This window comes from Neobacillus drentensis (assembly GCF_036962125.1).
Classification (GTDB): Bacteria; Bacillota; Bacilli; order Bacillales; family Cytobacillaceae; genus Neobacillus; species Neobacillus drentensis_B.
This window is the reverse complement of the sequence record NZ_JBALOA010000021.1, coordinates 17,966-39,727: the sequence shown is the minus strand read 5'-3', so window position 1 is coordinate 39,727 and position 21,762 is coordinate 17,966. Positions and strand designations below refer to the sequence as shown.

Sequence of the window (21,762 nt, the reverse complement as noted above, 5' to 3'; positions counted from 1 at the left end):
CTAAACCTCGATTGTTGTGATTTTTTTTATTAAAATAAACCCTAATATACCTGAAATAATACCTGCCACCACCATTCCAAGACCAATAGGATTATGAAATAAAATACTAATATAATCAGGCTCAATTAAATACAGAACCATTCCTAGTATTACTGGCAGGAGGGCAATGATATAACCTGATAATCTCCCTTGTGCTGTTAGCGTGGCAATTTGTCTATGTATTTTTGTCCGGTCGCGAATCGTTTCAACAATCCGGTCAAGAACGGTCGCTAGGTTTCCACCAACCTGCCTTTGAATCAAAATTGCTTGAATCATTAAATCTAAATCTTCACTTGGCATACGTTCCTTTAAATCATTTAAGGCATCTTCAATACTTTTCCCATATTGCATTTCCTTTAAAACAGTTTCTATTTCTTCCTTAATTGGTGAATTGGCTTCCTCTGCAACAGATTTCAACCCTTGCGGAAGACTAAAACCTGCCTTCAGTGAACCTACAATAGTAGTAATCATATCGGCAAGTCCTTCATTAAATCTCAAAACCCGCTCACGCTTTTTTTTTCGTATATACCATTTAGGAAGTAAAAACCCCATGATAGCTCCAACTAAAAGAAAAAACAAATTATCCGTAAATAAATAGAATAGTCCGCCGGCTAATGCCGTAAAAAGCCATTGAAAAAGAATGTATTCTTCCGGCTTTAATGGCAGACCCGACTGGGCTAGTTGTGTTTCTAGTTTGTTATTCTTTTCTTTGGTAAGTACCTTCTTTTGAATATTTAGTTTTACCAATTGAATAAACCTGAAATGTTTTACTTCAACTTTACTTGGATTATGAATCTCTTTTTTGGTATCTAAGTAATACTGCATTCGGACTTTTAGTTTGTCTTCTGAACGAAAAAACAGTTTAAAGATCCACATAAATAAAAAGCAGGCAGATATTAAAAAACAGAAAAGGAGAAGGAACATTATTGCTTCCACTCCTCAGTATCAATGTACACCGATGCTGGAATATAATTACCGGATAATTCAAGTCGTTCATGGAACTTTGGTCTAACACCTGTTGGTACTAGACGTCCAAGAATCTTCCCTTCTGGGGTTAACCCCTCTTGCTGGAAGACAAAAATATCTTGGAGGACTATCATATCACCTTCCATACCTTGAACCTCTGTTATGTTTGTTATTTTTCTAGAGCCATCCTTAAGGCGAGATTGTTGAATAACTACATCGATCGCGCTAGCAATTTGCTCACGAATTGCTTTTATGGGCAAGTCAACCCCAGCTAACAAAACCATTGTTTCCAAGCGAGCAATCATATCTCTAGGACTATTAGAATGTCCTGTTGCGAGAGAGCCATCATGACCTGTATTCATTGCCTGAAGCATATCAAGTGCTTCTCCCCCTCGGACTTCACCAATAATAACCCTGTCAGGTCTCATCCTTAAAGAATTCTTAACAAGGTCGCGAATGGATATAGAACCTTTTCCTTCTATATTAGCAGGGCGTGACTCTAAAGAAACCACATGTTCCTGCCCTAACTGGATTTCAGCTGCATCCTCAATGGTAACAATTCTTTCATCTTCTGGTATAAAATTTGATAAAACATTTAGTGTAGTCGTTTTCCCAGACCCTGTACCACCACTGACAAACATATTTAACCTAGCCTTAACACATGCATCAAGAAAAATTGCCATTTCTTCAGTAACCGTTCCAAATCTGATTAAATCTTCTATTTGGTAGGGGTCCTTTGAAAATTTTCTAATGGTTAGGGTTGGTCCGTTTATTGCTAATGGCGGAATGATTGCGTTTACTCGAGAACCGTCTGGAAGCCTAGCATCTACCATCGGGGAACTTTCATCAATTCTTCTTCCCAATGGCGTAACAATTTTTTCAATGATATTCATGACATGTTCATTATCACGAAATTGTACATCTGTTAAAACCAGCTTCCCTTTCCGTTCACAATATACTTGAGTTGGTCCATTTACCATTACTTCAGAAACATCCTCATCTAATAGGAGCGGGTTAATTGGGCCAAATCCAGTTAAATCATTAATTAATTCATCAACCACTTTTTTCCGGTCAATATGGGCTCTAAATTCTTCATCCTCTTTAATGATTTCGATAGCCATACCGTCTATTCTGGGGATGATCTTTTCGATATCCTGCTCCTTTAATTCATGAAGAATTTTTTTATAAAGGATATTCTTTAATTCTTGATGCTTGTTATTTCTGGCCCCTTTTACATTTTCTTTTTTCTTTTCCTTTGTATTCTGTTCACGGTATACTGCACGAATATCAAGCATCGGTGTGGATGATTGATTTTCGCTCTTTGTAGGAATTTGTTGTGTTTCTTTATTGTTAAGTTTACTTTTTTCTTGAATTCTATTAAGCAGCCCCATCTCTCAACCCACCTTATTTAGCTTTTTTTGTGAACCATTTTGAAAAACTTGAACGTTTGTTTTTTGTTTTTGCTGTAGTTATAACTCTTTCACTCGAAAGGAGTTCAGCCATTTTAAAGACGCCTTTTGCTACTTCTGACTTGCCATGTTTCATAACTAAAGGAACACCCAAATTAATTGATTGAGAGCAAACTTGAAAATCATTGGGAATAAAAATAGGGGTTTCTTCTGCTAATATTTTCGCAGCATCTGTTGCATTAATAACACTTTCCATATTTGATCGATTAATAACTACTCTCACTTTTGAACGCAACTCAAGAAGATCAAAAGTTTCCAATAATAGTTTAGTATTTTTTAATGCCGCCATTTCAAGGTTTGTTACAACGAGAATTTGGTCTGCCTGCTCAATAAAGCGAATGGTTTGATCATTTAGACCAACAGAAGTATCTACCACAACGAAATCATGCTGCGCAAGCATGAGATTAATTATTTTATTTAATCCTTCACTCGTAATTAAATCAGCGAATTCTGGTCGTTCTGGGGCAGAAAGTACTTTCACACCACTTTCATGCCCCGCTAAGTAATTAGCAAGGCTATGTTCATCTAGTGATTCTATTTCCTCCATCACATCTTTAATGGTTAAAGAAAACTTTAAATCCATTGCTAGGTTTACATCGCCAAATTGAAAATCTCCATCTAATATACCTACTGAGAAGTTTTTCTTTATCAACGCTACTGCTAAATTGACTGTTAGTGTTGTACGACCAATCCCGCCCTTTGCACTGCAAACAGCTATTAATTTCCCACGTTGTGGATTCATATTTTTTTGTGCAGTTTGCATTTCATCACGGCTTGTCATGAATCGTCACGCTCCATTATTTTATTGTTGCTGAGTTAATTTACCTTCTTCGCTCATAGGTGGACGTTTATTCAAGATAAAGTGAATTTTCCCTTCTTCAGATGCATTTATGAGTCTGACTGCATCTGCCGGTTTCAGCTCAAGTGTAACCGAACTATATTCTACATAAGGTTCCTTCTTTTTCTCAGTCGTCACCATTTTCCTGCCAACTGCAAGAACCCTAGCTTTATTAAATAACAGAATAGATTGAGGAACATCTTGCTTCGCTTTATTCTTAATTATCTTAGTAAAAACAACATCTACTTCATCTTCCGGTTCAAGCAAATTCGAAACTGACTGGTTAATGTTCACCCCTACAGTTACACCGCGGTATCCATCCCTGACCTTTCGAGAAACATAGACTCCTTCCTCCTGCTCGGAACCAAGATGGTGGGAAAGAATTGTTTCCCCTTTTTCAATCATCGAGTTGGCCAATTTGCCTTCTGCATCAGGAAGACTTGTGATTGATTGAGGGAGTACATCTTTTGCTGGCTTTTGCACGATTTCTAGTTTCTTCGAAGTTATTTTTTCATTTTTTTCAATCTTCTCTTTTGCCACCACTACTCCCACAGTTTTATCCTTCGCAGTGGCTACCTTTTCAGTATTTAATTGGTTTATATATTGATAGAATAATAGAGTTGTAATGACTCCCATTACTAGCGATAACATGATTACCATTTTTGACTTCACTTGGATCACCTACTCCGTTAATCGTATGCTGTAAGCACCTCGGTCCTTACTTCCCTCTACATAAGAACCCTGCCCAGCCCTTTTTATAAAAACCCCTTTTATAGAGGTATCTGTCGAACTCATTGGGTCAGTAATATAAAAATAGGCAAACCCCGTTATTTTTACACTCTTTAATTGATTCGTATCAAAGCTGTACGGTTTATAAACAGGGATAAGCAATATTCGAGAACAATTGCGCAAGCTGTAATCCCCGGGAGGCTGCGAACAGCCAATTACCCGTTCATTAATTGCTGATCTTGTACTTCCAGCGATATTTCCTGTCTGCGTATCAATAATATCGTTCATCTTAAGTTCGTCTTGATAACCGTACCGTAAATTCTGTTCATAGGTTTTTGCACCTGGTCCACTCAGGGCCAATACACCAAAATTTCCTGACGTTACTCCTGAAGAATCCACCTTTAACAGATAGGTTTTATAATATTCTAATGGGATACTTTCATCGATTCCTAACGGAGCAGCACCGACTGCCTTGCCGATAGTAGTTAAGCCAGTTGCTGCATGGGCCTTAACGTCAATCTTTTCAAATCCAAATAGACTAGCGAAAGTAAGCTTAACAGATTTTTTTAATGTAATTGCCACTTTCTTTCCCATTTCGATATCTAGTTTTTCTAATGCTGACGAATCTTTATGGGCATTTAAAATATATTGAACTGTATCCTTAACTTTTTGCTCCGTATTAGTAAGTTCCTGAGAACCTGAAAGAACAGCTGCATTTGCTTCCTTTTGCAATTGGCTTTTTTTCATAAAAAGTAAGCTTCCATCAATTGCAAAACCGGCTACACCTAACAGAATTACTAATGCCCCGATACCAAAAATAAGGGCATTTCCTCGTTCCTCTTTCAATATTTTTTTGATAACAAGCTGCAATTCTATTCGCCTCCTCACTTATTCGACACGTATCGTTGAATCCGTATCAATTGTAAAAGTGGATGGAAATAACTTTGAAATCATTGGAGTCAAAAAATGAAATGGATAATGAAGTTTTACTGTGACATAGTCTCCTGTATGCCTGATTGTATCTTTTGGAGAAATCTCTAAAGTCAACTTTGTCTTGTCACTAAAGTTGATATATTGATGGGCGAAGTCTGAAATTTCTTGATCGCTGTGACCTAAGCCGCCTAGCCGAACCGTTTCTTGTGCTGCCATTTGAAGATGTGCATATGAATAGATCAGTCTCCCGAAATCAATAATACCGACCAAAATCAGTAAGAACACTGGAAGCAAAAGTGCTGTTTCAACCATTGATTGGCCTCGTTGATCCTTTCTCATATCTGAATGCCTCCAACACGAAATGCTTGATAAATAGCGCCAGCGGCAATTGCCACACCATAAGGGTACGTTGTTTTCATAGCTTCCTGATCATGTAGCAATGGAAATCGGACACCATTAAAAAAGCCTAGATAAAAATAGATGATTTGAATTAGTCTTCTTTTTACCCCTTTTCGAAAGAAAAGAATAAAAATTGCCATGACTCCACCTGCCAACGCCATAAATACGGATGCGGCTAATACAAATGTCACTCCTTTTAATCCTCCAATTACCGCAAGGAGCTTCACATCACCAGCCCCCATACCGCCAAGCAGAAAGGGAATCAACAAAATTCCCAGCCCGACAAACATCCCAAATACTGCACCCGTTACACCCTGAATTCCTCCCGTAATGGCATGCAGAATCAAGGCAAGAAGTAAAAATGGAAATAACACAGCATTATAGATTTTTCGTTCCTTAAGATCGGTAATAACACATATGAGTAAGAGAATAAATAATAAATAAGTACTCCACATTGGTTCTTCTCCTAGTAAAGTTATAGAAAAAAGCCTCACGTTTGCATTGAACGCAAGGCTCCTATGTTATTTGTGCCGGACCACTTTTTAATTAGCTGCCGCTAATTGCACTAGTTAATGATGAAGAAATACTAGTAAAGATAGCACCGATTTTGTCCTTAAGAATTACAACAGCACCTACAACCACTACTGCGATTCCCGCTAACACTAAACCATACTCAGTCATACCTTGTCCTTGTTCTTCTGTTAATAAAGCTTTCATTTTTTTCATCATTTGTAAAACCCCTTTTCATTTTATGGTTATATAGTTTCCGATTTTCGTTTCGGTTTGACGGATTGTTCCTGCTGGCAGTTCCAAAACGCTGTAGGCTCTTTTTTGAAGCTTGCCTACTTTTGCGGGCATTAACGTTTCGTCTAGTCCGACAACTTCTAAGTCCTTGCTTATGTAGAGGACATCGATGGAATACTTCATAAAAAACGTATGAATGGATTGGCAGGGTTGGATTAACAAGCCGTGACCTGCTGGTAAACTATTCGAAAACATCAACCCTTTTAATCTCTTTAAAAAGGTGTTAGCTGTTGATAAGTTATTGACCAGTTCCGCTCCGTTTGTCAGATTCACGACTTTCAATGATTTTCACCTCCAAGCAATAGAAATAACCCCGCCTTTACCGAAAGGGGGGTTAAAAGTCATAGAACAACTATATATACATAGACTGACTATGCAGACATAGAATATCTATTATGAAACACCCTGATCTTTCGGTAACTGGCTGGCGTAGTGCAAGTGCACCTTAGCCCCTTTAGCTTTGCGTCACTGATTTTCATCAGCTTTGCCTTTATCGAGATTCAGTGTTTATTTTTCCGACTGATCTCTTAATCACATTATCGTCCCTTTTGGATTTATCGAATATCCTACTAATTTATCATTTTGCGTCGAATTTCATAGGTAATTATCACCATTTTTTTACTTCTACCCCAATAAAATTAATAATAACAGCGTAAATAAAGCAAGAGAAGACCTTCGTTCCAATTTATTTGGGCGAATTAATCACAAAACATTCGCCCATACATAGGATGTAGAAGATACTATGAAAAAAGGGTGTTGATAATGCCAGCAATTGTTGGAGTTGCACAGGTCATTACACTTGGAAGCAGTTCTGTTTTCCATATTGGCGATGTATATAAAATCATGCCATTTTCTACTGCAAAAACCTTTTCAGGTGCTGGTTCCTTTAACACTGGGGATAGCATACAGCTCCAAAATAATGTTAGTTCTACAAATACTAATGATTCAGATGTGTTCGATCAAGGGATTGCACTGAATGCTTAATAAATGGGTGGGTTTATATGAATTTTTATATACAGCAGTCCATTCAAATTAATTACATCAAAATAGGCGGTATTACCAATTCTTCAGTCTTACAAATAGGTAGTGCTGGAATCATCAAACCTTCTGCTCATCTATATAATACTGGTGGATTTACACAGCCAGCACCGCATCCATTTAAACCTGCAGGCTCCTTGTTGGAAGCACCAGCAGTACCATTACAAGCTTCCGTTAGAAGTCAGGAAAAATAAATACGCTAATCCTATTTACAATCAATAAACTTATTGGTGAAATAATTGTGAGGTGATTACATGTATCAGGATTATTCCCAATACCTTCAGTGGCTGCAGATGTGTATTCAAGCCCAAGAGCAGCGAATCCAAACATTAGAGACTACCCTCAAAAAAATGCAAGAGGTGATTAAACAATTAAACGAAAAACAATCTATTCACGTTGATAAAATTGAATATAAATTTGATCAATTAAAGGTTGAGACATTGGAAGGAACATTAAACATTGGTCTAAACCCTTCGGAATTATCTGGAATCGAAGACTTCGCCGTCCAAAATCAATCCTTAACCACCCCTATTTCACCAAAAGATCAAATGCAAAGATCTATGAAAATAGAGGAAGCTATATACAGATATTTAGAGACTGATTTACCTCTAATGGTTGAAGCGGTCCAGAGGGAATTAGCTGTTCAACCGAACGATGAATATTTATCGTTCATTAAACAAGACATTATTAAACAGCTTCCCGGAAGGATTGAACAGCATTTAAACTCCCAATCCTCTAGCAGCCGATCTTCTATAAATGACCCTTCCGACGATATAATTATTGAAGCAATAAAGAAGGAAATTCAAAATGGGGTGAATGTTTTTTTCAGTAATTTGCCTGAAAATCTGAAAGGAATGAACACATAATGGACTTTCAAGTTTATAACCGCGATCTCTGTGTCCAAAACATAAAAATCACTGGGGTGGCAAGTTCCTCGTTAGTCATGGTAGGCGATACAGAAACGATTCAGTTGGCCTCAACTTTTGATACTCCTGCGGAATCATTAATTATCGGCCCGTTTGTTCCGCTAACACCGGAGTGAGCATCATGTTGCAGAGAACCTCATTTGTAGACATTATAAAAGTTAAAACTGCCTCTTTTTCCTCTGCGGTACAGTTAGGAGACTCCTGTATAATTAATGGACTCTCAAAAGCCCTTGCAGTCCAAAGGGAAGTGGAGGAATTTTACGGTAATGAGGGAAACCTTTCTCTATATCGAGCCTTTTCCGAACCGATTCCTTTTTTACCTATTAACGAAGCTTACACCTATTCACGCCAAAATCCGAACCCTCTAATTAAAGTAGGTAAGATTGAAATTATCGGGATATCTTCAGCTTCTCTTTTACATGTTGGGAGCAGCCGTCATGTATCGATGGAAGCGAGAGTTATGCATATTCGCCAATTACTTCCAATTCATAGGAACCCAGAAGAAGTAGGCGAACAAGGACATATATAAATGCATAAGTTACTTTATAGATTGATAAGTGAGTTCACTAAAAAGGATGTTGGTCATGCCAGCGATTATCGGCCCAGTCCAAATCATTAACGTAGGTGGCGGTATCGTGCAGTTTGGCGATACTGTATATATCTCTCCAAAAAGCGCCTCTAAAGTAAATGCAGGTTCAGGTGGTTTTAATACCGGTGGGTTGATCGTGACAAACACGGGGTTAAGTGGCACTAATGTACTCGATACAAAAGTAATCGACCAGCCAATTGCGGGGAATAATTAAAAAATGACATAAACCATCGAAATGGTCTATGTCATTTTTTATTGTTTAATTCCTTTCAATCCTCAAAATATGAGCCCCATCAAAGAAAAATAAATATCTTTCTGTGACCTTTCTTTTCCAGATTTGTTCAATTGCCCGTGTATATAAGTTTATTTGAACCTTGTAGCGGTCTTCAAGAATTGATTTCGCTTGTTCAAAGCCGCCTTTATAGCGGTCTGAAATTCGATCGGATTTGTAATCGACCAAAACAAGACCATGTTCATCTTCAAAGATGCAATCTATAATCCCTTGCACAAACACAGATTCGTCCTCATCTTTCCAATCCGGATACACATCACGTGCTGGCAGGGAAAGTGTAAAGGGAACTTCTCTGTTAATCGTTTTTGCTTTAAAATATCTCAACCCTAAATCTGAATGAAAGAACTGAACAATCAATTTTTTGTCGATGACTTCGGCTTGTTCTGGAGTTAATAATTCATTATTGACCATCCATGTTACTTGTTCCTCGATAGATTCTTGACTAACTAATTTTGTTAAATCGATATGCTGCATTACCATATGCATGGCAGAACCGCGTTCAGCAGGACTTAATTGTTTTTCCTGCATAAATTTCGGACGTTTGACAATCGATTTTTTAAAGTTGGAAACAAGGTCTGTCCCACTTTGTTCATCCGCTATTTCTCGTTGACGTTTGATTTCAGAAACCGATTGCTTTGAGCGATGAACCGCTGCATTTGAATAGGAATATTCCCATTCTAAGCGTGATTTTATTTCTTCAGCAAATGGTGACGTGGCTGGGACAAGCACCCCCTCTTGGACTATTTCAAGGAAGTGATCCTCTTGCCTTTCTACTTCCTTTTCCATTTTCCTAATTTCCTCTGCACTTATCAAAGTAATATTCCAGATGGAAGGGTGACTTGTGATTTCTTCAGGAACAAGGGCATTTACCGGTTCACTAATCCTTAACTCACTACTGTCCTGATGGCGTATCAGCGCGGGGCCAATCCAGTCAATATAGCTAGAAACTGCTGCTCGTTCATAATCCTTTAACAGCCATTCTGGATTGGATGAAGCGTCATTCCATTGATCGATCTTTTTAAGTGCATCTTTTAGTGTTGCAGTTAAGTAAAGTTTTTCTTTCGCTCTTGTCATCGCTACATATAGGACGCGCATTTCTTCGGCGAGCATTTCCATCTTCTTTTTCCGCTTAAAAGCCATTTGCGGTAAGGAAGGATATGAAATTCGTTTTTCCGCATTTACGTACTTAGATGCAAATCCGTATTCTTTATCAAGCATATATGGTTTACGAACATCTGCCATATTAAAGGTTCGTGCCATTCCTGCCATAAATACGACTGGAAATTCCAGACCTTTACTGCTATGAATGGTCATAATCCGGACCACATCTTCCTGCTCCCCAAGCGCCCTTGCAGCTCCTAAATCATCTCCTCTTTCAATCATTCGTTCAATAAACCGAAGGAATCTGAACAGCCCACGAAAAGAAGTACGTTCGTATTGCCGAGCTCTATCATATAAAGCACGCAGGTTAGCTTGACGCTGTTTTCCTCCTGGTAAACCTCCGACAAAATCATAAAACTGGGTATCACGATATAGCTGCCAAATTAACTCGGACAGCGAACCTTGTCTTGCCATCCTGCGCCATTCTGTCAAAAGATCATAAAAACGACGAAGTTTATCATAAAATTCAACTGTATTTTCAGCTTGTTTACTCTTGCAAAAAGCAGTAACTGCCTCCCAAAATGATCCTCGCTTTTGATAAATGCGGATTCTTGATAATTCCTCCTCATTCAACCCTACAATGGGGGAGCGTAAAACGGCTGCAAGCGGAATATCCTGGAAAGGATTATCAATCACACGCAAGAGGGAAATCATAATCGCCACTTCAGTCGCATTAAAATAGCCTGTGGATAAGTTAGCATAAATAGGTATCCCTTGCTGCTTGAATTCTTCCATGATTTGTGGTGCCCAGGTCATGGAACGAAGCAAGATTACAATATCCCGATACATTAGAGGCCGACTAGATTTCGTTTTTGGATTGTAGACCGGTGCACCATCAACAACTAATTCTTTTATCTTCGATGCAATCACCCTTGCCTCCAGTTGGGATTGTTCTAGTCCTACTGCATCAAATTCCTCTACTTCTACCTCAGCTTCACCTTCCGATATTGTAACCGATCCTTTATCCTCTACATTTTGATTAATGAGCAGAAGTTCGACCGGATAAGGTTCCTCTTCTGGATAGGGGGCACCCGCCCGTAACTCTGCCGCCTCATCGTATTCGATCTCACCAACCTTGACACCCATAATTTGTTTAAATAAATAGTTAGTAGCATCAAGGATTTCTTTTCGGCTTCGGAAATTTCGTGCTAGATCAATGCGTAATCCACTAGATTGTCCGTCAACTTTAAAGCGGTTATACTTGCTGAGGAAAAGGTTCGGTTCAGCCAAACGAAAACGGTATATCGACTGCTTTACATCTCCAACCATAAACATATTTCCATTGTGCTCATCTTTCTTAGTTACAAGCTTTAGGATTGTTTCCTGCACCATGTTTGTATCTTGATATTCATCACAATAAACCTCATTAAAATGTCTTTGGTAAGACAGTGCCGCCTCCGATGGAAGAAATTCTCCTTCAGCTGAGATTTCACTTGTTAAGATGCCAAGACAATAGTGCTCTAAATCTGCATAATCAACAAGTCCCTTTTCTCTTTTGACCTGTTCAAACCGCTCTGAAAATTCTTTCACTAGATGAACCAATGTTTCTATTAACGGTCGCATTTCTTCCATATCCCGTAAAAAGCTTTCAGGTTTTCGAGAAAATAGCTCATCTTTTAAATCTTGAAGTTTTTTCTTTGCTTTATCACGTAGTTTTTGAGATTTCTCTGTTAGATCCTTATCATATTGGTCACCCTTTACCTGTTTTGCCCGTGAAAAGGACCACGTCTGCATCGCTTGATAAAGTGTTTCCCAAGAGTCCTGCTTGGCAAGCAGAAGCGTATCTATCATCTGTAAATCATCTAGGAAGTTCTCCGCTCTAGGTGCCGGTCCGCCTGGGAGGTTGGTTACTTCCAAACCCCGTTTAATCAGTTCCTTCGCCGATTCCAATTGCAGTTCGATATCAAATAAAAGTGCCTGCATGAAGGAGAGATCCGATATATTATTAAAGGACGAGACATCGTACATTGAAATGATTGACTGTAAATAATGATTGGGCATAGGATTTGCCCTTGCAAAGTCATAAATCGAACGAACAATATCCATTAAAGCAGCATCACTTCGGTCGTTAGTGAATGAGTCTACTAAGTTAAAAAATGCCTCATTATCTTTTTTTCCATATTCTTCTTCAAATAATTCGTCCATTACTTCATCTCTGATTAATTGTGCCTCTGTTTCATCAGCAATGCGAAACCCAGGATCGACATCAATTAAGTAATAATTCTTTCGAATGACTTCCATACAAAACGAGTGAAGTGTTGAAATTGATGCTTTATTTAATAAACTGAGTTGTTTTCTTAAATGGCGTGAGCTTGGGTCTGCATCAATGGCTTTTTCTAAAGCTTCCCCAATCCGATGTCTCATTTCAGCTGCTGAGGCGTTCGTAAATGTTACGACTAATAGTTCATCAACATTAATCGGTTCTTCTTTTGATACGATTTTTCGGATGATTCTTTCCACTAGAACCGCTGTTTTTCCAGAACCTGCTGCAGCTGCGACCAAAATATCTCTATCTTTGGCCATGATGGCTTTCCACTGATCATTTGTCCAGGTTACATCATCAGGTTTAGGTGGAATGACGAAATTACTCAACATCCTGTACCTCCTTTCTAATTAGCTCTAATACGTCTTCCTTCGAGTGTGGTGTGAGAATTCGGAATTGATTGTGTTCAATAGCTTCATCAAATTGACAAACCGATTTATAAGAACAAAACGTGCAAGGTGTTTTATCTTTTAATTTATATGGGGCAATATCTAGTTGACCATCGATAATTGCGTTACCCGTTCTTTGATATAATTTACGTACATAGGTTTTTAAGTCATCAAATTCTGAGAGACTGGCAACTTTAGATTTTTTTGATAAATTCCCATCTTTTTTTATCCCTGCAGCAATAATTTGTGAATCACCTGATTCGAGTGACTGGTCCATAAGCCGAATCACATTTTGATCGCTTAACATTAAACCATTCATTTTAAACTTTTTCATCATTTCTTTTTCAATTTCTTCAATAGTTAACATTTTAGTCGTATTTATAAAAGGATTATGAACGTGGAAATAGAGAACGCCAGCAGGACTAGCTTTCATGTCTACTAATTCATTCGAGTGTGTCATGACGATATCTAGGTATGTTAACATTTGCAGCGCAAGTCCATAATACACCTCACTAAAATTGATATCCTTTTCACTCGATTTATAATCGATGACACGTAAAAAGACACTATCATCAGCTGCTTTTGCCTGATCGACTCGATCAATTCTTCCGGCTAATTCCATTCTCTTTCCATTTTTCAACGAGAATGATAAAGGAGGCAATTTACCATTTGGTCCAAATCCTAATTCCAAACCGATGGGTGAAAAACCACTCACTTTTGCATGCTCACTTAAGACAACAGAAGCACGGGTAATAATCTGTTCCAATTTCCGTTTTATATAATGATGACGCTCGGAACTTAATAATATTTCGTTTTGCAGCTTTGGAGCTAATGTCCTGACTGCTTCCTTTGATAGGTCTTCACATTGTTTCCTTGATAGTTCAGACCAAGTTAGGTTCTGCTCATTAACAATATCAGCAATTTGCTTTAAAGCAGCATGAAACAACTCTCCGATATCAGGTGCTTCTAAGCGAAACACTTGGCGGTCCCGAAGCTTTAAGCCGTGCTGAGCGAAGTGAGAAAAAGCGCAGGAGTTATATAGCTCCATTCTTGAAACACTGGCTTGGATCGATTCTCCATATAATTCATCGGCTACCTCTTTTGACAGCTTAACAGTTGGGTTCGTATAATACAGACTTGAAAATACCTTTTGGGCTTTGTGCTTCTCCGTACTTTCGAGATAGTAGTTGTAAACATCCCACCAAAGTGTAGAAATGGGATAGCCCCGTTGTTTCCATTGCAATTGAGCATTGAGATAAGATAAAGCGGTGGTAAAATTTGAAATAAAGCTCAGTTGACCTAATTCCGAAACCTGTGATGGATCCGTGACATAGAAAAGCTCATTTGCCCCTGGAAACATATCTTTCATTCTCTTAATATACGATGAAGCAATTAACGACTTGCCTTCCTCATTCGCAAGTGGATAACTTAGATAAAGGGCTTCAGATGGTGCTGTAAACGCCTTATATGCTAGATAATTTTCATCAAGCAACCGCAGCCTGCTGCTTGGTGCGATTGTAATCCCAGCTGCTAACAGCATTTCCCTATCTTCATCTGAGAGAATCCCATCATCAGATATTTTTGCAGGAAATATTCCTTCACTAACCCCCACAACAAACACGACTTTTATTTCATTCAGTCTGGATTTTTCTAAATCCCCAATCAAAACCTGATCAAGTGCAGGTGGAATAAGTGAAAAATGTAAGGATTCAAACCCCGATTCTAAAATCGCGGCAAATTCCTTTAATGAGACTGGCTCATCCCCCATGATTTCAACATATTGATCAAGAAGATCAATGACTGCATTCCAGACTTGCTCGTGCTCACGCATTTTTACAAGATCGCCTTTTTCTTCGGCAATTAGCTTCCAATTTTCAAGCGTAGCTGGGACATCTAATTCCTCTAGCAATAAATAGATGGCTTCGCAAAGTTTTCTACCGGAATCAGCTTTTTTCAATCGTCTTGAAAGACGTAATAGCGGTGCTGTTATCATTAGTTTTAGTTCATTTAACTCTTGTTCCATCTCTTTTTCCGCATCGGTTTGCGAATTTACCTCTAATTCGAGTCCTCGAATGCGTCGATAATTCCAACGCTCTTTTTTTGTCCATTTACTTCCATTAATTCCGTAAGCAAGACAGTAGTTTTCTAGTTTGTCCATTTTCTCTCGCATTTTAGCGGAATTTTCCTGAAGGGGATAGACCAATTCTGTCTTTACCACTCGAAACACCGGTTCATAACGCCAGTATGAATTAATCACTTCAAGACTGGAGCGAATTAATTCAATCAGCGGATGGTTCATCATCGTCCTTTTTTGATCAATAAAATAGGGTATCTGATAATCGTTGAACACAGGCTCAACAATTTCATGATAGTCCTCTCCGTTTCTGATTAACAAAGCAATATCACGATAACGAAATCCTTTCGTCCTGACTAAATCACGAACCTCCCTGGCAATCCCTTCAATCTCAGCTCTACGGTTAACGGCTTGGCTAATATTAATTTTCGTTTCCCCTATATAAGGCACGGCAGGCCGATTATCAAATTTTTCTTCGAGATGACGTAAGGATGGATCGGTCCATTTTTTCGGTTCACGTAAAAAGACAGGCTGTTCCATCTCAATACTATTAGCTTGGGCTAATTCGTAAACAGAAAGACAAGTACCACCTGTTAGTCGGAATAAATCAAGCTCATCTGGGATGGTATTAATGGAGAAATGATCGGTTGTTAATGCAATCGAGACGGATTTACATTGCTTCATCAATTCCAGAATTATACGATATTCTTGGGGTGAAAAACTATCAAAGCCATCAATATATATTTCAGCATTTTTTAAATAAGACGAAGAGACTACTTTCTCAGCTAAGAGTTGAAAGTAATCCTCCGAATCGATATATTTACCAAAAATTTCGTCCTCAAATTTCTTATAAATAATTTCTAAATCTTTGAGTTTATCATTTAAGACATTGGCAGTTGCTATGTCTTCAATTGATTGGTTCGAGCCTTGTTTTAAATCCTCTGGTCGTATACAGTAGCGTTTGAATTCAGTTATCATTTGCTCAAGTTGCTGGATAAATCCAGTTTTATCAGCCGCACGTTGAAAAAGCTTTAGTTGCTCCTTTTGCTCCTCGATAATTTTGCGGATTAACATGCTCATGCCTACACTGCTTAAATGAATTCGGCTAATCCCACCTGTCTCCTGCAAAATTCGCCATGCTAGTCGTGAAAAACTATATACCTGAGCACGAATCATACCGCCAATTGCCGGGTCGGTTGCTAATCGATACTCAGATAAAAAAGTCATCTGCTCTGGAACAATATAAACAATCGGGGCACCATCAGGTTCTTCAAGCAGCCGCTCCTTTATTTCATTAAGGAACATAGCTGTTTTGCCGCTTCCTGAGCGCCCAATCACCATTCTTAATGACATATAAAAACCTCACTTTCCACAACACTCGAAAACTTCATATCTAACATTCTACCATAAAATAAGTACAAACGTTTGGAATACCGCACCGCACATTCCAGCCATAATTGGTAAAATTCGACGTTTAAAAATAAAAAAAACACGACTTATCATCGTGTTAATCCTTAAGTTCATTAATTAAAAATGGACGTCCATTTCATTTAAAGGCCAGTAGCGTAAATCCACTTTTCCGACGACTTGACTAGCTGAAATAAAACCGAATTGCCTGCTGTCCCAACTTCCTAAACGATTATCACCCAGGACAAATAATTTTCCCTCCGGAACTTTAGTTTCACCAGTAATCTCCTTTAAACTGAAATTACCTGTAATCCTAATTCCGGGAGACTTTTGTTTATAAACATCTAAAAATGGCTCTTCATACTTATGCCCATTGATATACAACTGATCATTCCGATATTCAAGTTTATCACCTGGAAGACCGATAATTCGTTTAACGAAATCCTCTTCTTCATTAGCATGAAATACAATCACATCAAACCGATTCAATTCCCCTACTTGATACCCAAGCTTATTAACAACAAGCTTGTTGCCTTCCTGTAGTGTCGGCATCATCGACTCGCCTTCAACCACATAATTTGAAAAGAAAAATGTGCGAATAAAAGCAAAAATAATGATTCCAATCGCAAATGCCTTTACCCATTCCATGCCTTCTTTTTTCCATTCAATTTTCATTAAAACTCCTCCGTTTCTCCTGCTTATCGTTTCTATCTATTTCACCATTATGGTCAGTTTCCGTACTCTTATTCATTCTGCCTTCAATTCGTTTACCAACAATCCAAAGAATGAAAATTATAAGCAATACTACAACAGTACGAAGAGGTTTCGTCAACAAAGATTGGATATCATAGCCAACAAAACTAATTGTGAAAATCATCACCATTTTTCCAATACACACAGCTAGCATGTATTGGGGCAGGCGAATTTTAGAAAGTCCTGCAACGATATTCACTATCGCTGAGGGTGTAAAGGGAAAACAGAGCAGTAAAAAGAGAGGGCCAAACCCATGACGATCCACCCAATCCATCAGTTTGCGAACCTGAGGGTGCTTTGACAAAAAAGATAATAACTTTTTTTGTCCATACCTTCTGACTATCATAAATACGAGCATTGCCCCAATACATGCTCCTAGCCAGGAATATAAGAAACCCAGCCAAAGTCCAAAAGCACTGGCATTAGCCATTACAAATAGAAACAATGGGAGAAATGGCAGAAACGCTTCAATAACAATAAGCAGTATGCCTGGAATTGGACCGAGGGCTCGATATTCCTGAATAAGATTCATAATATGTTCAAGCGTAAACCATGCTCTTAATGATTCAGTATCCATCCTTTTTTCTCCTCATTTTCCTACAAAATTAGCAATGACTAGGTTTACTTTGTAATAAATTGGTGGAGTGCCTCTTTATTCTTTGCGATATTAATATCTAATACTGCTCCTTCCCCTGCTATCCGCGCATCCGAATAGCTATTTTCGACAGGAATTCGTAGTGTATTGATATTTCCGCGATTACTCGAAAAGAAATCCTTAGCCATGAAAGTAATGTCTGATGTTTTCATATTTGTATTCACATACGGCGTAACGACCCCAATTAGTTTAGGAAGCTTGGGAATCGTTTGCAATCCCATCATTTGATCTCCAATCGCCTTCACTGCCTTTTGTTGACGCTGTACCCTTCCAAAATCGCCAATCGCATCATGACGATAACGGACATAGCCGAGCATTTCCTTTCCGTTTAATTTTTGCAGACCTGGCTCTAAAGTAACATCAATATTTTTGGACATTTTTTTCTCTACATCAATCTCTACGCCATTAGGGAATGCTTCGTCAATAAGTTGCACAAAGCCTTGAAAATCTACAATGACATAGTATTGAAGGTCAATATCAAAATTTTGTTTAATGGTTTGTCTCATCAATTCTGGACCACCGCGAGCAAATGCAGAATTAATTTTATGCTTCCCATGCCCAGGAATCTCGAGGTAACTATCCCTCATAATAGAAGTTAGTTTAAATGTCCCTTTGTCTTCATTATAATGAACAATCATAATCGTATCGGCACGAGACTTTTCCTTTCCTCTTGCATCGCTTCCCAGCACAAGGATATTTGTTCCTCCATACTGATCCTTCTGTCCTTCAAAAGTATAAACAACATTTGATGCTTTCTTATCGATTTTTTTTAGTGATTGGTTAACGCCCTGCTGGTATTGATAATAGGCATAACCTGCGACTGCCCCAATTATTAGTAAAAACACAAGTAATATGGATGGCCATCTTCTCTTTTTCTTGATTTGATGTTTATCAGCTCTCATTGTTTATCACCTATTCATCCCTGATTTTTTTCTCCTGTCTATTTGACTGTTTTTTCTTATAAGGGGTTTCTTCATTTAATTCATTTTCCCCTATCAGATATCCTTCTATTAATAAAAACTTTCTCATATATAGGCCAAAAATTTCAATAAAAAAACTCGTCAAGTGACAAGTTGTAATGTACTATTGCTTTTCATATTTCTTTTTTGTAAAATATAGAGGAACATTTGTTCTATTTTTAATGAAAGGTGTGGCGGGAAAATGACCAGAATCCCCGAAGGTGACCGAGACATAATGGAGCAGGCTATGTATTTGCCAATGGTTCTAATTATCTTAAATCGGGATTTAAACGTAGTAGAAAAAAGTCCTTTTAAATTAAAACAACCATATCTTGATTTAATTGAAGAAACAATGAAGGAAATACAGAGGGAATTAGCGGACGTGAAACAATATATGAAAAAGAATAATCTTCAGGTAGTTGAAACAAAACGGGACGATGCTTTTACGATGTATAGGTTTATTTATAAAGGATATGAAGAAAACCATAATTACTTTAATCCAAGAATTCGAAACAAAGTCCAAGAATTAATGGAAGCCTATTTATTAAAAAAACATCTTTCCCGTTAATTATTAGTCATTATCAACTTTCATTTTCATCCTTCAAATTAGCATCGTATTCAAGGGATCTTTCTAGTGCATTCACAGACTCAGGCCCACGAGCGGAATAAAATACCTTTTTACCATTACTTTCTATTCTTTGCATGAGTTTCGTTTTTAAAAAGGAAGTTCTTAACATCTGACTCTCGATCGTACTTGCTGAAACTGGAAAAATATATGATTGTTTATTGCGGAAAATAACCATTGCTTTTTGTGCGGATATGCGGCGATAACACTCAACATGTTCAAGTGCTATCCAAATACACTCAGGAAGTTGCGGCGAAACTGTAGGGAAAAAGTAGATGTGGTAAGTTGGTTCAATGATGATAGAGAGTTTTCTGGAATAGCCAATTAATTGCCGGGTTCCTCTTTTCCTGCTTTCGTAATCAACACCATAATAAAGACAGCTATTTTTAATTATATCCAATGGCTTAAAGGGAGATAAGAATTCATCTTCTAATTCCACTGCACGTGAATATATTTTACCTCCATACACTACTGGTTCTACAAACATTGTTCGCGCATTGATTTCATATTCTTCAATTTGAGTTTGTTTCAATCCATTCAACTCCTTTTAATCTTATCCACCATATCTTACCACTCCCTTTTTTTTATTCCCTCACTTTTCGGAATTGTTCTTAAATTATTCACAAAATTTTGGCTAAATAAATATTTATCAGAAAATTATAAAAACCAATGATATTCTTCCAAAAAAACCATATAATTTTAAAAAGCATCAGAGGTGATTTTCATGAATGAAAAATCATACACAGAACTAATGAAACTTGGGGCCATGAAACGAAATCGATTGAAAGAGAACTACGTCCAGGATTTATACATCGAAATGCTGTTGTCTGAAATTCAACTAACTGTTGAAAAAGAAAAGTTACTACGAAAAATTGATGCAGCGATTGATGGGCGAGACAAAAAATCATTCCTCCACCTCTCTGGGCAACTAAGGGAAATTAACAAGAGATTTGGAACGTAAATTACTTTATAAACCGTCAATATTGACGGTTTTTTTATTATGAATTATAAAAAAGGCTAAAACAAAAAGAATGTCTCAGCCTTTTAAATGTGGTATCTATTTATTTCGTTCTTTCACTTCATATTCTTCAAGCATGGAAATTCGGTCCAGCATTGAAGGATGGGTATACCTGAATATTTTTACTAAGAGTGGAGGATTCACTTGACTTAAGCCAGAACGAGTTAATTCTTGGAACGAAGTGATGGCTGCTTCTGGATTTTTGGTCATCTCGATGGCATATTTGTCAGCGCGTGTCTCCTGGTAACGTGAAGTAAAATTGGTAAAGGGACTTGCCGCAAAAAGGAGCATCGATAGGATCATAAAAAATAATGGTAAGGAGCTGATATCACTAGCATCTGAAATTTTTAATTCTTTCCCCCAGCGCCTAGTCGCCAAATTCATAATCCGATAGGTCAAATATAAACCCAACAACGAAATCAGCAAATAGCCAGCGATTCCAAAATAGATATGTTTTTCAACATAATGGCACATTTCATGAGCCATGATAAATAATATTTGATTATCATTTAATTTATTTAGGGTAGTATCCCATAGAACAATCCTTGCATTAGAGCCTATCCCCGTAACATAGGCATTTAAAGCATTCGTTTCATCCGATTTATTCACTTCAAATACGTGCCGGGCTGGAATTTCAGCCTTATCAGCCAGCGCGAGGATTTTTGTTTCTAATTCTTTATTTTTTAGTGGATAAAAATCGTTATATAGAGGATCAATCACTACTGGCTGCAGATACATCATAAATAATGTAAACGGAATGGATAATAGCCATCCATAAAGCCACCACCGTTTTTTACTTTTTTTCATCAGCCAGTATAGTACGGGGACAATAATCAGCCATGTCCCAAAGTTAAGCCAGAAGTCAATTACCTCATCCTTCATCCAAGCAGCAAAGGTTTGGGTTGAAATATTATACGTCTTAGCTAGAGAATAACTAATATAGCTTAATGGAAATGTCGCCACATAAGCAAAAATTGATAACCATAAAAGATAAATTGCTTTTTGAAGTAATTTATACTTTGATGAATCCTCTGCCCAGCGCTTAAATGCTTTAGATAAACCGAATAATAATACTAAAAAATAAATAAGCCATTCTAACGGAGTAGATAAGAAAAATAATAAATTTCTTATTTTTGAATATTCCTCCGTCAGCATAAGTTCCCTGCCATTTAAGAAGGTGGTCGGGTCTGCCTTCGATCCCTCGTATTCAAAGGGAAGGCTTGTATCAGCAAAGTAAAATAAATACCAATAAAAAAACAATCCATATAGAATGTAGCCCACAACTGCATAGACTCCCATTTTCCTCGCCATAATTTGTCCCCCTTTGTGTACAGACTCTCTATACTTAGTTTAGTAAAAAAAAGACAAAATAGAACCAGAAAAGCGGAAACGCCCTGTTCAGCGGTGTATGACCTGGAGCGCTCCAACTGAGATAA

Annotated in this window: 24 protein-coding genes and 1 riboswitch; of the genes, 8 read left to right on the top strand and 16 right to left on the bottom strand. The window is 37.8% G+C overall.

Annotation, left to right across the window (positions count from 1 at the left end; genetic code table 11):
- The 9 genes from V7121_RS18215 to V7121_RS18175 all read right to left on the bottom strand — a co-directional run bounded on the left by V7121_RS18215 (position 1) and on the right by V7121_RS18175 (position 6,450).
- Entirely contained in the window at positions 1-963 is a 963-nt protein-coding gene (locus V7121_RS18215; protein ID WP_335547331.1) for a type II secretion system F family protein, read from the bottom strand.
- Positions 963-2,396: a CpaF family protein gene (locus V7121_RS18210; RefSeq protein WP_335495696.1), complete on the bottom strand. Its 1,434-nt coding sequence runs from the start codon at positions 2,394-2,396 to the stop codon at positions 963-965. Before V7121_RS18210 ends, V7121_RS18215 begins: the two co-directional genes overlap by 1 nt.
- Before the next feature lie 13 nt (positions 2,397-2,409).
- Entirely contained in the window at positions 2,410-3,255 is an 846-nt protein-coding gene (locus V7121_RS18205) for an AAA family ATPase (RefSeq protein ID WP_335495695.1), read from the bottom strand.
- Positions 3,256-3,276: 21 nt separating this feature from the next.
- Positions 3,277-3,984, bottom strand: a complete 708-nt coding sequence (cpaB, locus tag V7121_RS18200) for a Flp pilus assembly protein CpaB (protein ID WP_335547330.1) — start codon at positions 3,982-3,984, stop codon at positions 3,277-3,279.
- Positions 3,985-3,993: 9 nt separating this feature from the next.
- Complete coding sequence (locus V7121_RS18195; RefSeq protein ID WP_335495693.1) at positions 3,994-4,911, bottom strand: TadE/TadG family type IV pilus assembly protein; 918 nt, start codon at positions 4,909-4,911, stop codon at positions 3,994-3,996.
- A gap of 18 nt (positions 4,912-4,929) precedes the next feature.
- Entirely contained in the window at positions 4,930-5,313 is a 384-nt protein-coding gene (locus V7121_RS18190) for a TadE/TadG family type IV pilus assembly protein (protein WP_335495691.1), read from the bottom strand.
- Positions 5,310-5,828, bottom strand: a complete 519-nt coding sequence (locus V7121_RS18185; protein ID WP_335495689.1) for an A24 family peptidase — start codon at positions 5,826-5,828, stop codon at positions 5,310-5,312. The genes V7121_RS18190 and V7121_RS18185 overlap by 4 nt, the downstream gene beginning before the upstream one ends.
- A gap of 91 nt (positions 5,829-5,919) precedes the next feature.
- Complete coding sequence (locus V7121_RS18180) at positions 5,920-6,102, bottom strand: Flp family type IVb pilin (RefSeq protein WP_335495688.1); 183 nt, start codon at positions 6,100-6,102, stop codon at positions 5,920-5,922.
- A 15-nt stretch (positions 6,103-6,117) separates the two neighbouring features.
- Positions 6,118-6,450 carry a DUF192 domain-containing protein gene (locus V7121_RS18175; protein WP_335495840.1) on the bottom strand — a complete coding sequence of 111 codons (333 nt, stop codon included), beginning with the start codon at positions 6,448-6,450 and terminating at the stop codon, positions 6,118-6,120.
- A 139-nt stretch (positions 6,451-6,589) separates the two neighbouring features.
- Positions 6,590-6,676, bottom strand: a riboswitch (cyclic di-GMP riboswitch).
- 263 nt (positions 6,677-6,939) lie between these two features.
- Between V7121_RS18175 and V7121_RS18170 the strand changes: the two genes are divergently transcribed.
- Genes V7121_RS18170 through V7121_RS18145 form a run of 6 tightly spaced genes read left to right on the top strand, consistent with a single transcriptional unit; the run spans position 6,940 to position 8,944 of the window.
- The gene (locus V7121_RS18170) at positions 6,940-7,161 is read left to right on the top strand and encodes a spore germination protein (RefSeq protein WP_335495686.1); all 222 of its coding nucleotides are present in this window, start codon (positions 6,940-6,942) and stop codon (positions 7,159-7,161) included.
- Positions 7,162-7,178: 17 nt separating this feature from the next.
- The gene (locus tag V7121_RS18165; protein ID WP_335495685.1) at positions 7,179-7,409 is read left to right on the top strand and encodes a spore germination protein GerPB; all 231 of its coding nucleotides are present in this window, start codon (positions 7,179-7,181) and stop codon (positions 7,407-7,409) included.
- A gap of 60 nt (positions 7,410-7,469) precedes the next feature.
- Positions 7,470-8,081: a spore germination protein GerPC gene (gene gerPC, locus V7121_RS18160; RefSeq protein WP_335495683.1), complete on the top strand. Its 612-nt coding sequence runs from the start codon at positions 7,470-7,472 to the stop codon at positions 8,079-8,081.
- Positions 8,081-8,257, top strand: a complete 177-nt coding sequence (locus tag V7121_RS18155; RefSeq protein WP_335495682.1) for a spore gernimation protein GerPD — start codon at positions 8,081-8,083, stop codon at positions 8,255-8,257. Before gerPC ends, V7121_RS18155 begins: the two co-directional genes overlap by 1 nt.
- A 5-nt stretch (positions 8,258-8,262) precedes the next feature.
- Positions 8,263-8,670 (top strand): spore germination protein GerPE, encoded by a 408-nt coding sequence (locus V7121_RS18150; protein ID WP_335495681.1) that lies wholly within the window; start codon positions 8,263-8,265, stop codon positions 8,668-8,670.
- Between the two features lie 55 nt (positions 8,671-8,725).
- Entirely contained in the window at positions 8,726-8,944 is a 219-nt protein-coding gene (locus V7121_RS18145) for a spore germination protein (protein WP_335495679.1), read from the top strand.
- Positions 8,945-8,989: 45 nt separating this feature from the next.
- Here V7121_RS18145 and addA read toward each other — a convergent pair whose 3' ends face one another.
- From addA to V7121_RS18120, 5 genes are all read right to left on the bottom strand, one after another.
- Entirely contained in the window at positions 8,990-12,778 is a 3,789-nt protein-coding gene (addA, locus tag V7121_RS18140) for a helicase-exonuclease AddAB subunit AddA (RefSeq protein WP_335495677.1), read from the bottom strand.
- The gene (addB, locus tag V7121_RS18135; protein WP_335495676.1) at positions 12,768-16,262 is read right to left on the bottom strand and encodes a helicase-exonuclease AddAB subunit AddB; all 3,495 of its coding nucleotides are present in this window, start codon (positions 16,260-16,262) and stop codon (positions 12,768-12,770) included. The genes addA and addB overlap by 11 nt, the downstream gene beginning before the upstream one ends.
- 174 nt (positions 16,263-16,436) lie before the next feature.
- Positions 16,437-16,991, bottom strand: a complete 555-nt coding sequence (gene lepB, locus V7121_RS18130) for a signal peptidase I (protein ID WP_335495674.1) — start codon at positions 16,989-16,991, stop codon at positions 16,437-16,439.
- Entirely contained in the window at positions 16,981-17,646 is a 666-nt protein-coding gene (locus tag V7121_RS18125; RefSeq protein ID WP_335495672.1) for a TVP38/TMEM64 family protein, read from the bottom strand. The genes lepB and V7121_RS18125 overlap by 11 nt, the downstream gene beginning before the upstream one ends.
- A 44-nt stretch (positions 17,647-17,690) precedes the next feature.
- Positions 17,691-18,626 (bottom strand): LCP family protein, encoded by a 936-nt coding sequence (locus V7121_RS18120; protein ID WP_335495671.1) that lies wholly within the window; start codon positions 18,624-18,626, stop codon positions 17,691-17,693.
- Positions 18,627-18,885: 259 nt separating this feature from the next.
- Here V7121_RS18120 and V7121_RS18115 point away from each other — a divergent pair, with 259 nt between their 5' ends.
- On the top strand, positions 18,886-19,251 hold the full coding sequence (locus V7121_RS18115; protein WP_335495670.1) for a hypothetical protein: 366 nt from the start codon (positions 18,886-18,888) through the stop codon (positions 19,249-19,251).
- A gap of 13 nt (positions 19,252-19,264) precedes the next feature.
- Here the strand turns inward: V7121_RS18115 and V7121_RS18110 are convergent, their stop codons facing one another.
- Positions 19,265-19,840, bottom strand: a complete 576-nt coding sequence (locus tag V7121_RS18110; protein WP_335547328.1) for a competence protein ComK — start codon at positions 19,838-19,840, stop codon at positions 19,265-19,267.
- Between the two features lie 192 nt (positions 19,841-20,032).
- On the opposite strand from V7121_RS18110, the gene V7121_RS18105 reads away from it, so the two are divergent.
- The gene (locus tag V7121_RS18105; protein WP_335547326.1) at positions 20,033-20,269 is read left to right on the top strand and encodes an IDEAL domain-containing protein; all 237 of its coding nucleotides are present in this window, start codon (positions 20,033-20,035) and stop codon (positions 20,267-20,269) included.
- 96 nt (positions 20,270-20,365) lie between these two features.
- Here V7121_RS18105 and V7121_RS18100 read toward each other — a convergent pair whose 3' ends face one another.
- The gene (locus V7121_RS18100; protein ID WP_335493472.1) at positions 20,366-21,637 is read right to left on the bottom strand and encodes a M48 family metallopeptidase; all 1,272 of its coding nucleotides are present in this window, start codon (positions 21,635-21,637) and stop codon (positions 20,366-20,368) included.
- Positions 21,638-21,762: the final 125 nt, after the last annotated feature.

Excerpts from the sequence above, each read along its gene's own strand:
- V7121_RS18215 (WP_335547331.1), bottom strand. The coding sequence starts at position 963 with ATGTTCCTTCTCCTTTTCTGTTTTTTAATATCTGCCTGCTTTTTATTT.
- V7121_RS18210 (WP_335495696.1), bottom strand. The coding sequence starts at position 2,396 with ATGGGGCTGCTTAATAGAATTCAAGAAAAAAGTAAACTTAACAATAAA.
- V7121_RS18205 (WP_335495695.1), bottom strand. The coding sequence starts at position 3,255 with ATGACAAGCCGTGATGAAATGCAAACTGCACAAAAAAATATGAATCCA.
- V7121_RS18190 (WP_335495691.1), bottom strand. The coding sequence starts at position 5,313 with ATGAGAAAGGATCAACGAGGCCAATCAATGGTTGAAACAGCACTTTTG.
- V7121_RS18185 (WP_335495689.1), bottom strand. The coding sequence starts at position 5,828 with ATGTGGAGTACTTATTTATTATTTATTCTCTTACTCATATGTGTTATT.
- V7121_RS18180 (WP_335495688.1), bottom strand. The coding sequence starts at position 6,102 with ATGATGAAAAAAATGAAAGCTTTATTAACAGAAGAACAAGGACAAGGT.
- V7121_RS18170 (WP_335495686.1), top strand. The coding sequence starts at position 6,940 with ATGCCAGCAATTGTTGGAGTTGCACAGGTCATTACACTTGGAAGCAGT.
- V7121_RS18165 (WP_335495685.1), top strand. The coding sequence starts at position 7,179 with ATGAATTTTTATATACAGCAGTCCATTCAAATTAATTACATCAAAATA.
- gerPC (WP_335495683.1), top strand. The coding sequence starts at position 7,470 with ATGTATCAGGATTATTCCCAATACCTTCAGTGGCTGCAGATGTGTATT.
- V7121_RS18155 (WP_335495682.1), top strand. The coding sequence starts at position 8,081 with ATGGACTTTCAAGTTTATAACCGCGATCTCTGTGTCCAAAACATAAAA.
- V7121_RS18150 (WP_335495681.1), top strand. The coding sequence starts at position 8,263 with ATGTTGCAGAGAACCTCATTTGTAGACATTATAAAAGTTAAAACTGCC.
- V7121_RS18145 (WP_335495679.1), top strand. The coding sequence starts at position 8,726 with ATGCCAGCGATTATCGGCCCAGTCCAAATCATTAACGTAGGTGGCGGT.
- addA (WP_335495677.1), bottom strand. The coding sequence starts at position 12,778 with ATGTTGAGTAATTTCGTCATTCCACCTAAACCTGATGATGTAACCTGG.
- addB (WP_335495676.1), bottom strand. The coding sequence starts at position 16,262 with ATGTCATTAAGAATGGTGATTGGGCGCTCAGGAAGCGGCAAAACAGCT.
- lepB (WP_335495674.1), bottom strand. The coding sequence starts at position 16,991 with ATGAAAATTGAATGGAAAAAAGAAGGCATGGAATGGGTAAAGGCATTT.
- V7121_RS18125 (WP_335495672.1), bottom strand. The coding sequence starts at position 17,646 with ATGGATACTGAATCATTAAGAGCATGGTTTACGCTTGAACATATTATG.
- V7121_RS18120 (WP_335495671.1), bottom strand. The coding sequence starts at position 18,626 with ATGAGAGCTGATAAACATCAAATCAAGAAAAAGAGAAGATGGCCATCC.
- V7121_RS18115 (WP_335495670.1), top strand. The coding sequence starts at position 18,886 with ATGACCAGAATCCCCGAAGGTGACCGAGACATAATGGAGCAGGCTATG.
- V7121_RS18105 (WP_335547326.1), top strand. The coding sequence starts at position 20,033 with ATGAATGAAAAATCATACACAGAACTAATGAAACTTGGGGCCATGAAA.
- V7121_RS18100 (WP_335493472.1), bottom strand. The coding sequence starts at position 21,637 with ATGGCGAGGAAAATGGGAGTCTATGCAGTTGTGGGCTACATTCTATAT.